The 13,089-nt window shown below is 66.5% G+C and carries 11 protein-coding genes; 9 read left to right on the top strand and 2 right to left on the bottom strand.

Translation table 11 applies throughout. The features are described from left to right. Positions 1–22: 22 nt before the first annotated feature. From MT490_RS17340 to MT490_RS17300, 9 genes are all read left to right on the top strand, one after another. The gene (locus MT490_RS17340; RefSeq protein WP_297390526.1) at positions 23–754 is read left to right on the top strand and encodes an isoprenyl transferase; all 732 of its coding nucleotides are present in this window, start codon (positions 23–25) and stop codon (positions 752–754) included. Then, entirely contained in the window at positions 751–1,527 is a 777-nt protein-coding gene (locus MT490_RS17335) for a phosphatidate cytidylyltransferase (protein WP_297390525.1), read from the top strand. Before MT490_RS17340 ends, MT490_RS17335 begins: the two co-directional genes overlap by 4 nt. After that, positions 1,524–2,681, top strand: coding sequence for a 1-deoxy-D-xylulose-5-phosphate reductoisomerase (locus tag MT490_RS17330; RefSeq protein WP_297390524.1), 1,158 nt, complete (start codon positions 1,524–1,526; stop codon positions 2,679–2,681). The genes MT490_RS17335 and MT490_RS17330 overlap by 4 nt, the downstream gene beginning before the upstream one ends. After that, complete coding sequence (gene rseP / locus MT490_RS17325; RefSeq protein ID WP_297390522.1) at positions 2,678–3,811, top strand: RIP metalloprotease RseP; 1,134 nt, start codon at positions 2,678–2,680, stop codon at positions 3,809–3,811. The genes MT490_RS17330 and rseP overlap by 4 nt, the downstream gene beginning before the upstream one ends. 136 nt (positions 3,812–3,947) lie before the next feature. After that, a complete protein-coding gene (gene bamA / locus MT490_RS17320) occupies positions 3,948–6,650 on the top strand; it encodes an outer membrane protein assembly factor BamA (RefSeq protein ID WP_297390573.1) in 2,703 nt (900 codons plus the stop codon). Next, positions 6,650–7,420, top strand: coding sequence for an OmpH family outer membrane protein (locus MT490_RS17315; RefSeq protein ID WP_297390520.1), 771 nt, complete (start codon positions 6,650–6,652; stop codon positions 7,418–7,420). Before bamA ends, MT490_RS17315 begins: the two co-directional genes overlap by 1 nt. Next, positions 7,417–7,896: a 3-hydroxyacyl-ACP dehydratase FabZ gene (fabZ, locus tag MT490_RS17310; RefSeq protein ID WP_297390518.1), complete on the top strand. Its 480-nt coding sequence runs from the start codon at positions 7,417–7,419 to the stop codon at positions 7,894–7,896. The genes MT490_RS17315 and fabZ overlap by 4 nt, the downstream gene beginning before the upstream one ends. Positions 7,897–8,004: 108 nt before the next feature. Continuing rightward, entirely contained in the window at positions 8,005–8,235 is a 231-nt protein-coding gene (rpmE, locus tag MT490_RS17305) for a 50S ribosomal protein L31 (protein ID WP_297390516.1), read from the top strand. 297 nt (positions 8,236–8,532) lie between these two features. Beyond that, positions 8,533–9,024, top strand: a complete 492-nt coding sequence (locus MT490_RS17300; RefSeq protein ID WP_297390514.1) for a hypothetical protein — start codon at positions 8,533–8,535, stop codon at positions 9,022–9,024. A gap of 316 nt (positions 9,025–9,340) precedes the next feature. On the opposite strand, the gene rpoD is transcribed toward MT490_RS17300, so the two are convergent. Continuing rightward, entirely contained in the window at positions 9,341–11,374 is a 2,034-nt protein-coding gene (gene rpoD, locus MT490_RS17295; protein ID WP_297390512.1) for an RNA polymerase sigma factor RpoD, read from the bottom strand. Between the two features lie 42 nt (positions 11,375–11,416). Further along, on the bottom strand, positions 11,417–13,089 hold a 1,673-nt coding region (gene dnaG / locus MT490_RS17290), incomplete at its 5' end, for a DNA primase (protein ID WP_297390510.1).

Below are 13,089 nucleotides of genomic sequence, written 5' to 3'. Positions count from 1 at the left end.
TTTTCGAGAGCGGTCGCCTGACATGGCCGCCAGACCCTCCCCGGATCTTCCTTCGGAGACGATTCCGCGTCACGTCGCCATCATCATGGACGGCAACGGGCGCTGGGCCAAGAAGCGCTTCCTGCCGCGCATCGCGGGGCACAAGCAGGGCGTGGAGAGCGTCCGCCGCATCGCCCGCGCCGCGCGCAAGCTCGGCATCGAGGTGCTGACGCTCTACGCCTTCTCCTCGGAGAATTGGCGCCGTCCAGAGGACGAGGTCCGGGACCTGATGGGGCTGCTCCGGCACTTTCTCGCGAGCGAGCTCGACGAGCTGGTGTCGGAGGGCGTCAAGCTGCGCGTGATCGGCGGCTGGCGCGAGCTCGCGCCCGATCTCGTGACGATGATCGAAGGTGCCGTCGCGCGCACCGCCACCAACCCCGGGCCGACCCTGGTGATCGCGCTCAATTACGGGGCGCAGGCCGAAATCCTCGCCGCCACCCGCCGCCTCGCCGAACAGGCGCGCGACGGCGCGCTCGATCCCGCCGCGATCGACGAGGCGCACTTCGAGGCCGAGCTCGAGACGGCCGATCTGCCGCCGCTCGACCTGCTCATCCGTACCTCGGGCGAGCATCGGCTGTCGAACTTCCTGCTATGGCAGGCCGCCTATGCCGAATTGCTCTTCGTCGATACGCTGTGGCCCGATTTCGACGAGAAGGCACTAGCCGCCGCGCTCGACCAGTTCGGCCAGCGTCAGCGGCGTTTCGGAGGCTTGTGACCAAGTCCGGATCGGATCTCGCGACGCGTCTGCTCGTCGCCATCGTGCTCATTGGGCTCGCCGCCGTCGCGCTCTGGGTAGGGGGGCTCGGCTTTTGGCTGGTGATCGCGACGATCGGGCTGCTGATGATGGGCGAATGGGCCGATCTCAGTGGCGCGACCCTGCAGCACAAACGGCTCTCGCAATATGCCCTGACGGTTCCGCTGGCGATCATGGCCCCGGGCCTGGCCGCAGGTCCGGGCTTCCTTGCGCTGGGTCTGGTGATCGGTGCGGCTTTCTTCGTCGCCGCGGTGACCCGTAGCGGCCGGCTCGCCAGCGGCGTGCTCTATGTGGGGCTCCCGGTCCTTGCTCTGCTGACTCTGCGCATGGAGGAGCCGCACGGGCTGCTCTACACCTTCTGGGCGATGGCGCTCGTCTGGGCATGCGACAGCGGCGCCTATTTCGCGGGCCGCGCGATCGGTGGGCCGAAGCTGGCCCCCCAGATCAGCCCCAACAAGACCTGGGCCGGCTTCATCGGCGGTGTCGCTGCCGCGGGGATCTTCGCCGCATTGCTGGTCTGGCTCGGGCTTCCGGTGCCGCTCGCCATCGCCACGCCGGTGCTCGCGATGCTCGCGCAGCTCGGCGACCTCTATGAGAGTCATCTCAAGCGCGAGGCCGGGGTGAAGGATTCGGGCAACCTGCTCCCCGGCCATGGCGGGATCATGGACCGGCTCGACGGCCTGGTGGCGGTTGCCCCGGTGGCGGCATTGCTCGTACTGGTGTTGCCGCGATGAAACGCGTGACGATCCTCGGCGCGACCGGATCGGTGGGGAGCTCCACGCTCGACCTGATCGAGCGCGCGCCCGGACAGTTCGAAGTCCTCGCGCTCACTGCCAATCGCGACGTCGACAAGCTGGCCGCCGCCGCGATCCGCACGCGCGCGAAGCTGGCGGTGGTCGCGGACGAGAGCCGCCTCGACGCACTCCGCGATGCGCTTGCCGGAAGCGGCGTGGAGGCGCGGGCAGGGGCCGATGCGGTCTGCGAGGCTGCACGCCTGGGCGCGGACTGGACGATGGCCGCGATCGTCGGCACCGCCGGGCTCAAGCCGGTGATGGCAGCGCTCGAAGCCGGGGGAACGGTCGCGCTGGCCAACAAGGAGGCGTTGGTTTCCGCGGGCGACGTCATGATGGCGGCCGCCCGCGCGCACGCCACGACGCTGCTGCCCGTCGATTCCGAGCACAATGCCGTCTTCCAGTGCCTCGACCGGACCGCACCCAAGAGCGTCCGCAAGATCGTCCTCACCGCCAGCGGCGGTCCGTTTCGCGCCACACCGCTCGATCAGATGCGCGCGATCACGCCGGCACAGGCGGTGGCGCATCCCAATTGGTCGATGGGCGCGAAGATATCGGTCGATTCGGCGACGATGATGAACAAGGGGCTCGAACTCATCGAGGCCTTTCATCTCTTTCCGGTGAGCGCGGATCAGCTCGACATATTGGTGCACGCCCAGTCGGTGGTGCATTCGATGGTCGAATATGTCGATGGGTCGGTGCTGGCGCAGCTCGGCACGCCGGACATGCGCACGCCCATCGCCTATGCGCTGGCCTGGCCCGAGCGGATGAAGACGCCGTGCGAGCCCCTCGATCTCGCGCGCATCGGCCGGCTCGACTTCGAGGCGCCCGATCCCGTGCGCTTCCCAGCCCTGACGCTGGCCCGCGACGCGCTCGTGGCGGGTGGCGCGCGACCGGCGATCCTCAATGCCGCCAATGAGGTTGCCGTCGCTGCTTTCCTCGCGGGGCGGGTGGGATTTCTTGAAATTGCCGCAATCGTTGCCGATACGCTGGCGCGCTACGACCCGGCCGCCCCGGACTCGCTGGATGCCGTGCTGGCGATCGACGCCGCGGCGAGGGCGTATGCGGGCGAGCGAGTTAAGGACTGCGTTCTTTGATCGAATCTCCCGGCATCCCGATCTACTTCCTGGCCTTCGTGCTGCTGCTGGGGCCGCTCGTCTTCCTGCACGAACTCGGACATTATCTCGCCGGCCGCTGGTTCGGAGTGAAGGCAGAGGAATTCTCGATCGGCTTCGGCCGCGAGATCGCCGGCATCACCGACAAGCGCGGGACACGCTGGAAGTTCGGCTGGCTGCCGCTAGGCGGCTATGTGCGCTTCGCCGGCGACATGAACCCGGCGAGCCAGCCTTCGCCCGAATGGCTGTCGCTGCCGGCGCAGGAGCGGGCGAAAACCTTCCAGGCCAAGCCTTTGTGGCAGCGCGCGATCATCGTAGCGGCGGGCCCGATCGCGAACTTCATCGTCGCGATCGTGATCCTCGCCGCGTTCGCGCTCGCTTATGGGCAGAATGTGACGCCCTCGGTGGTGGGTACCGTCCAGCCGGGCAGCGCCGCCGCGGTGGCGGGACTCCAGCCTGGAGACCGGCTCACCGCGCTTGGCGGACGTTCGGTCGAGACCTTCACCGACATCGCCAAATATGCGCAGCTGCGACCCGGCGAAGCGGTGGAGATCGACTTCGAGCGGGGCGGCCGGGCGATGGCCGCGGATATCGTGATCGGCGTTCGCGAGGACCAGGACCGCTTCGGCAACAAATACCGCATCGGCGTGCTCGGCATCGGCAGCAGCGCTCCGGTGCTGAAATCGGTGGGCGTCCTGGAGGCGCCGCTCGTCGGCGTCCGTCAGACCGTGGACATCGTCCAGATGACGCTGGACGGCCTTGGGCAGATCATCACCGGCCGCCGCTCGCTTTCCGAGCTCGGCGGGCCGCTCAAGATCGCCCAGGTCTCGGGCGAGCGTCTCTCGATGGGACCGGTCGAGTTCGTGTTCCTCATCGCGCTCATTTCGATTAATCTCGGATTCATCAACCTATTGCCAGTTCCAGTGCTGGATGGCGGGCATCTTCTGTTCTACGCAGTCGAAGCCGTACGCCGCCGCCCGGTTGAGCCCCAGGTGATGGAATGGGCCTTCCGGGGTGGTCTGATCGCAATCCTGGCGCTGATGCTGCTGGTGACGTTGAATGATCTGGGCGCGTTCGGCGTGTGGAGAAATCTGGCCGGGTTGATCGGCTGATGCGGTTAAGGCAGGGGCGGTTGTTCCGGCGTCGCGTGGGCAGCGGCATTACTCGAAATCCGACTTGGGGTGGGATGTGACGATCAAGGCTAATCATTTCGGCGTACGCGCCACTGCGACGCTTCTCGCGGGCACCATGCTCTCGGGACTCGCGCATGCCCAGACCGCCCCAACCCCGGCGCCCGCTGCGCCGCCGCAGACGGCTGCGCCCGCGCCCCAGGTCCTGGCGCCGCCCGCGCCCGTGCAGCAGGTCCGCACGGTCCGTTCGCTGCGGGTCGAAGGATCGCAGCGCCTCGAGCCCGAGACGGTTCTGTCCTACACCCGCCTGCGCGTCGGCGAGACCTACACCAACGAGACCGTCGACCAGGCGATCAAGGACCTCCTCGCGTCGGAACTGCTGGCGGACGTGGCGATCGAAGGGGTCGAGACCGGCGACCTCGTCATCCGCATCCGCGAGAACCCGGTGATCAACCGGGTGATCTACGAGGGCAACAAGCGCCTCAAGCAGGACAAGATCAGCAAGGAAGTGAAGCTGGCCCCGCGCCAGATCTTCACGCGCACCGCGGTCCGCGCCGACGTGGCGCGGATCATCGAGCTCTATCGCCGTCAGGGACGCTTCGCCGCGAGCGTCGAGCCGAAGATGGTCAGCCTCGACCAGAACCGCGTCGACGTGATCTTCGAGATCAGCGAGGGGCCCAAGTCCAAGGTCCGTCAGATCAACATCATCGGCAACGAAGTGTTCTCCGACGGCAAGCTGCGCGGCGAGATGGCGACCAAGACCGCCAGCCTGATGCACCTGCTGAGCTCGAACACCTCGTACGACCAGGACCGCCTGGCCTATGACCAGCAGAAGCTGCGCCAGTTCTACCTGACCGAAGGCTATGCCGATTTCCGGGTGATCTCGGCGGTGGCCGAACTGACGCCGGACAAGAAGGACTTCATCATCACCTACGTGGTGGAAGAAGGTCCGCGCTACAAGTTCGGCCCGGTGAAGGTCGACAGCGCAATCCGCGACTTCGACGACAAGCGCCTCGCCTCGGCGTTGAGCATCAAGGAAGGCCAATGGTATAACGCCAAGGCCGTCGAGGACACCGTCGAGCAGCTGAGCGAGACCGCCGGCGCCTTCGGCTATGCCTTCGCGGAGGTCACGCCCCAGTTCGAGCGCGACCGCGAGAAGCTCACCATGTCGATGAACTTCAACATCGGCGAATCGAACCGCACCTATATCGAGCGGATCGAGATCACGGGCAATCGCCAGACGCAGGACAAGGTGATCCGTCGCGAGTTCCGCGTGGCGGAGGGCGACGCCTTCAACACCTTCCTGGTCAAGCGTTCGCAGGACCGCATCAACTCGCTCGGCTATTTCCAGGACAAGTTCGAGATCGAGCGCGTCGAGGGCTCGGCGCCGGACCGTATCGTGCTCCGGGCCAATGTCGAAGAGCGCCCCAATGGCGAACTGACGCTTTCGGCGGGCTTCTCGAGCCTCGAACGTTTCATCCTCCAGGCTTCGATCCGGCAGCGCAACTTCCGCGGCATGGGCCAGACGGTCTCGGCCTCGGTCGACTATTCGAGCTATTCCAAGTCGATCGAGCTGGGCTTCACCGAGCCTTATCTGTTCGACAGCAATGTCGCGCTCGGCGGCACGATCTTCCGCCAGGACTATAACGCGTTCAACTATATCGGCAGCGATCGCAGCACGACCTACAGCCAGGTGGCGACGGGCTTCCAGCTGGTCGCAGGTCTGCCGCTGACCGAATATTGGACGCTGTCGGGCCGTTATACGTTGCGCCAGGACGACGTCACGCTCGACGAATCGTCCTTCTACACCAACGGCGTCTGCGATCCGCTCAAGGCGGGCCGCTATTATTGCGAGGCGGTGGGCAACCGGATCACTTCGCTCGTCGGCGTCTCGCTGATCTACGACAGCCTCAACAGCCGCCTGCGCCCGACGCGCGGCCAGCGGATGAGCATCGGCGCCGACTTCGCCGGCCTGGGCGGCGAGGTGAAGTATATCCGCGCCCGCGCCGAGGGCGACAAATACTGGAATGTCGGCAGCGGCTTCATCTTCTCGGTCTCGGCCGAGGGCGGCTATATCCACAGCCTTGAGAAGGCGGCCGCGGGCATCGATCCGGTCCGCATCACCGATCGCTTCTATCTCGGTGAGCCGCAGTTCCGCGGCTTCGACATCCGCGGCGTCGGTCCGCGCGTCCAGCGCATCTCCTATACGGGCGATCCCACCGCCGGCACGCAGCTCCTCGTCACCGACAAGGATCAGATCGTCGACGACGCGCTGGGCGGCAAGGCCTATTACCTCGCCAAGGCCGAGCTCGAGATCCCGCTCGGCGCCGGTGCCGCCGAGATGGGCCTGAGGCCGTCGATCTTCGTGATGGCGGGCAGCCTGTTCGGCATCAAGCGGCCGGGCAAGACGATCGAGTTCACCCAAGCGACCGATTCCTCGGGCAACCTGCTCTTCAACCAGGACGGCTCGCCGACGCTGCTCCCGAAGGACAATTTCATCAAGGATGCGAGCGGCAACCAGCTCTACATCGTCGGCAGCGGCTCCAATGTCGGTGCGCTGACGACCTGCACCGTGGGCTATTCCTCGTCCGCATCCACCCCGTGCGTCGGCACGTCGATCAACACGATCTACAACGTGCCCACTTCCCCGTTCCTCGAACGCTTCGTCGGCGATTCCGCGCGTCCGCGCATCTCTGTCGGCTTCGGCGTCAACTGGAATTCGCCGTTCGGGCCGCTTCGCATCGACGTCGCAAAGACGCTCGTGACGGTGGACGGCGACGATACCAAGCTCGTGACATTCAACGTAGGGACCCAGTTCTGATGATTACGAAGAAAGCAATCCTGGCTGCGATGCTCGCCGCCCCGGCGATGATCGCGGTCGCCGCGCCTGCGCATGCGCAGGCCGGTGGCATCGCCTATGCGAGCCCCACCAGCGTCGTTGCCGGCTCCAAGGCGTTCGCCGCCGCCAACCAGCAGATCGCGACGACCTACAAATCGGCGTTCGATCAGATCCAGGCGCGCCGCGCCGCGGCGCAGAAGGAAGTCGAGCCGATTGTCACGCAGCTGCGGACCCAGTTCGATACCAACAAGGACGGACAGCTGAGCCAGGCCGAGCAGACCGCGCTCCAGAACTCGAAGAGCCCGCTGCTCGACCGGCTCAAGACCGCGCAGGACAATGCCCAGAACGAGATCGGCCGTCTGAGCAATCCTGCCGCCCGCGCCGAGCTGTTCGCGATCGAATCGATCCTGCGTCAGTATGAGGCGGCGCAGCTGCGCGTCGTGAACGCCCGCAAGATCAACGTCGTGCTGTCGCCGGAAGTGTTCATGTACGCGCCGGACTCGGCCAATATCAGCCAGGCGATCACCGACGAGATCGACAAGGTCGCGCCGACCGTCGGCATCCAGCCGCCTGCCAACTGGCAGCCTTCGCGCCAGACGCTGGCGATCCAGCAGGAAATCGCCCAGGCCGCGCAGCTCCAGGCCTATCAGCAGGCGGCGGCCCAGCAGCAGCGCGCCCAGCAGCCCGCCGCCGGCACCGCGCCGGCCGCGACGGGCGGCACCCAGCCCGCCAAGCCGGCCGAGCCGCGTTGAGCGAGAACGAATCCGGCAGCGCATCCATCGGCCCGCTCGACATCAAGCGGGTGATGGCGGCGCTGCCGCATCGCTATCCGATGCTGCTCGTCGATCGGGTCGAGGAACTGGTCCTCGACCAGCGGATCGTCGCGATCAAGGCGGTCTCGATGAACGAGGAGTTCTTCCAGGGGCATTTCCCCGGGCGTCCTATCATGCCCGGCGTGCTTCAGGTCGAGGCGTTGGCGCAGGCCGCCGGCGTGCTCGCGGTCGAGAGCCTCGGCCTCGCCGGATCGGGCAAGCTGGTCTATTTCATGTCGATCGACGGCGTGAAGTTCCGCAAGCCCGTCGAGCCAGGGGTGCTGCTCCGGCTCGAGGTCGAGTTCGTCCAGAAGCGCTCGCGCGTCTGCAAGTTCGCCGGCAAGGCGCTGCTCGACGGCGAAGTCGCCACCGAGTGCGAATTCACCGCCATGATCGCGGATCCGCCCAAGGCCTGAGTTTTCAAGGCGCGAGGGGGCAGGGAGGTTGCGTCGGCCGCGCCCCTCTGCTAACCGCGCGCGTCCGCTGCCGGTCGGAAACCGGCGGCATTTCCAAGGAATTGACCCGTGAAGAAAGACACGCATCCCGATTACCACATGATCAAGGTGCAGATGACCGACGGCACCGTGTTCGAGACCCGCTCCACCTGGGGCAAGGAAGGCGACACGATGCAGCTCGACATCGATCCGCTGGCACACCCGGCCTGGACCGGCGGTCGCGGCCAGATGCTCGATCAGGGTGGTCAGGTCGCGCGCTTCAACAAGCGCTTCGGCGGCCTCTCGCTCGGCAAGAAGTGATCGCGCGCCGCTGAAAGGCGGCCGCTCCACAGGCGACATCCCGGCGAACGCCGAATTCTGCCGTCGAGCCGCTTGGTTCGCGCAGGTTCGGGCGTTCGCCGGGATCGTTTTGTCAGCAGACGGTGGCCTGGCGGGCATGGCCGCTCGAGGCGGGTCCACGCCATTCGCCGCCGAAGATTTTAAAGTACTTACGGCACAATGAGGGCTGAATGAGCCCGAGCGCGTCGAAGCGCATTGCGCTTCGACGCGAAGAGGGGCATCCTCTCGCGACTTCACCGGTTTTTTGGGGAAACCGTGATGCGCAAGGGCCTGCCCGTCTGCCTCATCCTGTGCGGCCTGCCGCTTTCGGCCGTTGCGGGCGAGCGATCGGGCGCGATCCTCAAGAACCGAATACTCGCGAACGTGTCCAAGCCGCTCGGCGCACTGAGGCGCGACGCGCCTGCCCCCCTTGGCACCACCCCCCAGCGCTTCATGCTTCCCGCCGGCACCGCCCGGCTCCAGCCTTTGCCGCGCGTGACGGTGCTTGCCGAACGAGGGCCGCGGCGCGCTGGAAACGGGGCGGCCCCGGCGGCGTGGGGGCCGGGCTCGACGCTTCCGGAGGTCACTGCCCGCGCCGGCGGCAGCTACGCCGTTTATGACGTCATGCGCGATCAGCCCCGCCCGCGTCACCGCAAGTCGCCCCTGAGCACTGCGCTTGTGCTCCGGCTCGACGGCAAGGACGACAGCCCGTCGTTCAGCGTCGGTGGCGGCGGCGTGGCGGCTGCCGTATGGCGTGCGGTCCCGAAGTGACGCCCGGCGCGGGCGGAATAATTCCGAAGGCGTGAAACTTCCGCACAAGCAGGCGGGACGTTCATTCAACACGTGACCCGTATTGATCCGCTATCCGAACTCCACCGTTCGCTGTGCTGCTGACTCGTCGGGGGGCGATGTCGAGCGCCGGTGAACGAAGCGGTTTTCGATCCGGGGGGAGGAGCGTTCCCTGGCCGCCGACAGGCCGGGGGCGTTGGATAGGTTCTTCTCGGAGGCCTATCCCGAAGACCAGAACACCCGCGGAAGCGATTCCGCGGGTGTTCGATTTTCCAGTCTATGTGAAGCGGCGCCGCGCTTACTGGTCGAGGAACGACCGCATCTTGCGGGAGCGGCTCGGGTGCTTGAGCTTCCTGAGCGCCTTGGCCTCGATCTGACGGATACGCTCGCGCGTCACGCTGAACTGCTGGCCGACTTCCTCGAGCGTGTGATCGGTGTTCATGCCGATGCCGAAGCGCATGCGCAGCACGCGCTCCTCGCGCGGAGTGAGCGAGGCGAGGACCCGGGTGACCGTCTCCTTGAGGTTCGCCTGGATCGCGGCGTCGACCGGGATGACGGCGTTCTTGTCCTCGATGAAGTCGCCGAGATGGCTGTCCTCCTCGTCGCCGATCGGCGTTTCGAGGCTGATCGGCTCCTTGGCGATCTTCATCACCTTGCGCACCTTCTCGAGCGGCATGCTCAAGCGCTCGGCCATTTCCTCGGGCGTGGGCTCGCGGCCCTGCTCGTGGAGGAACTGGCGCGAGGTGCGGACCAGCTTGTTGATCGTCTCGATCATGTGGACCGGGATACGGATCGTGCGCGCCTGGTCGGCGATCGAGCGGGTGATCGCCTGACGAATCCACCAGGTGGCGTAAGTCGAGAATTTGTAGCCGCGGCGATATTCGAACTTATCGACCGCCTTCATCAGGCCGATATTGCCCTCCTGGATGAGATCCAGGAACTGCAGCCCGCGATTGGTGTACTTCTTGGCGATCGAGATCACGAGCCGGAGATTGGCCTCGACCATCTCCTTCTTGGCGATCCGCGCCTCGCGCTCGCCCTTCTGCACCATGTTCACGATGCGGCGGAACTCGGCCAGCGCCATGCCGGTCGCCTGGCTGATCTCCGAGACCTCGACACGGATGCGGTCGACCGCAGCGGCCTCGTTCGCGACGAAGGCGGCCCATTTCTTGTCGAGCTTCTCGACCGAGGCGAGCCACTGCTCGTCCAGCTCATGGTTCACATAGCGGTCGAGGAAATCCTTGCGCGGCACCTTGTGGCGCTCGGCAAGGCGCAGCATCTGCCCGCCCAGCGTGGTGAGCCGGCGATTGAAGCTGTAGAGCTGGTCGACCAGATATTCGATCTTGGCGTTGTGGAACTGGACGCTCTCGACCTCGGCGGTGAGTTCCTCGCGCAATTTGTGGTACTTGCGCTCCTCGGCCGCCGGCAGTTCGCCGCCCGCCGCCATCGCGTCGAGCCGCGCCTGCTGGATCTTCGAGAACTTCTTGTAGACCGAAGTGATGTTGGCGAACTTCTCGAGCGCCTGCGGCTTGAGCGTCTCCTCCATCTGCGCGAGGCTGAGGGTGTTGTCCTCTTCCTCGTCATCCGAGATCCGGGGAGTCCGGCGCTCGGTCATCGAGTCCTCATCCTCGTCCTCGGCGACTTCCTCGACGTCTTCCTCTTCCTTGAAGGAGGCGCCGGCGGTCTTCTCGCTGATCTCGCCGTTATCGTCTTCCTCGGCGCCTTCGACCTGCTCGGCCGAGGGACCCTTGGAGAGCATGGCGTCGAGATCGAGGATCTCGCGCAGCTGCATCGTGCCTTCGTTGAGTGCGTTCGACCAGCCGATGATCGCGTTGAAGGTGATCGGGCTCTCGCAGAGGCCCAGGATCATCGTGTCACGGCCGGCCTCGATGCGCTTGGCGATGGCGATCTCGCCTTCGCGGCTGAGCAATTCGACCGCGCCCATCTCGCGCAGATACATGCGGACGGGATCGTCGGTGCGATCGACCGTCTCCTTCTTCTTCGCCGCCTCGAACGCAGGCGCCGAATCGTCGCTGCTGTCGGTGGCGTCGACCTCGTCGGGGGTGTCGTCCTCGGGCTCGGCGTCCTCGCCGGCATCCTCGTTCTCGACGACGTTGATGCCCATGTCGTTGAGCGCGGACATGACGTCCTCGATCTGCTCGGAGGACATCTGGTCCTGCGGCAGCATCTCGTTCAGCTGATCCACGGTGATGTAGCCGCGCTTCTTCGCGCGGGCGACAAGCTTCTTGAGCGTGCCCTCGTTGAGATCGATCAGGGGCGCGTCACCCGCCTCGTTGGTCTCGGTGACGTCCGCCATATTCGCCTTGGCCATCAAATCCCTCGGAAATCCAGATGGCGGCTATTATACGCCGCCCTAATCATCGAAATCTTCTTCGTCCGCAAGCATCAGATTCGCAAGCCGCGCCTCAAGCTCCTGGCGCTTCCGCGAAAGCGCCACCTGACGGGTGAACGCCTCCTCCGAGCCGTCCCTCACCAACGCCGCGGTTGCCTCGGCGAGCGCGGCGTCTACCGCCGGCTGCGCCACCATCACCGCGATCGCCTCGTTCAAATCCTCTCGCGCCCTCGCTTCGTCCGCCTGATTGCGGGTAAAGGAGAAGGGAAGCGTGTCGGCTCTTAAGAGGTCGCTCGCCACAGAATCAAATCCGGACCGCGCCAATATGGTGAGGACTTTGCCGCTATCAAGCTGCCGGTCCTCGAGCGCGACGTCGATCACCGCCTCGAACAGCTTGCCGAGCGCCCCCGAGGCGCTGCGCAGCGAGCCCAGGACCTCGATGTGCCGCGCGATCTCGGCGGGGTGGCGGATGAGCCCCGCCAGCACCGCCTTGGCGAGGATCGGGTCGAGACCGGCCGCGCGCACGCCGCGCATCGTCGTGCCCGGCATCGCCTCGGGGGGCTTCCACGGCCCCTTCTGCCGCGGGCGCGCGGCATTTTGCGGCTGGAACGCGCGCGGCTGGCGCGCGAACAGATCGTCGAAGCGGCGGCGGAACTCGGCCTGGTATTCGGATTTGACGTTGGCGTCCGCGATCCCCTGGGCGAGCTCGCCGAGGCGACGCTTGAGCCCGGCGCGGCGCTCGGGCGTGTCGAGCGGCTCGGCGGCGACTTCGCTGTCCCAGATGCGGTCGACCAGCGGCTGCGGGCTCCTGAGCAGCGCCTCGAAGGCCGCGGCGCCCTTGGTGCGGACCAGATCATCGGGATCGAGCCCATCCGGGAGCGTGACGAAGGCGAGGCTGCGGCCCGGCTGGAGCATCGGCAGCGCGCGATGCGCGGCCCTGAGTGCCGCCTTCTGGCCGGCCGAGTCGCCGTCGAAGCAGAGCAGGGGCTCCTCGGCGATCCGCCACAGCCGCTCCAGCTGATGCTCGGTGAGCGCGGTGCCGAGCGGGGCGACGGCCTCGCCGAACCCGGCCTGGGCGAGCGCGATCACGTCCATATAGCCTTCGACCGCGATGATCCGTCCGGTCTTGCGCGCAGCGGCCTGGGCGCGATCGAGATTGTAGAGCGTGCGGCCCTTGTCGAAGAGCGGGGTCTCGGGGGAGTTGAGGTACTTCGGCTCGCCCTCGCCGATGATGCGCCCGCCAAAGGCTATGGTGCGCCCCCGCACGTCGCGGATCGGGATCATCAACCGGCCCCGGAAGCGGTCGTACGGCGCCTTCTCGTCGACCTGGATCAGCATGCCGGCCTCGACCAGCATCGCGTCGCCATAGGCCTTGAGCGCTTCCTTGAGCTTGCCCCGCGAATCGGGCGCGAAGCCGAGGCCGAAGGTCCGGGCGGTCTCCTCGGAGATGCCGCGGCGCTTGAGTACGCTCCGCGCTTCGGCGCCCTCGATGCCGTTCAGCCGTTCGGCAAACCAGGTCGCGGCGTCGGCCATCGCCTCGTGCAGCCCCTTGGCGCGCTCGGCCTTCTCGGCCGCGCGACGGTCCTGCTCGGGCATGTCGAGGCCCGCCGCCTGGGCGAGCTCCTTCACGGCGTCGATGAAGGGCAGCCCGCGCTGGTCGGTCATCCAGCGGATCGCATCGCCGTGCGCGCCGC

The organism is Sphingomonas sp. (assembly GCF_026460985.1).
Taxonomy (GTDB): domain Bacteria; phylum Pseudomonadota; class Alphaproteobacteria; order Sphingomonadales; family Sphingomonadaceae; genus Sphingomonas.
This window is presented reverse-complemented; position numbering and strand designations above follow the sequence as displayed.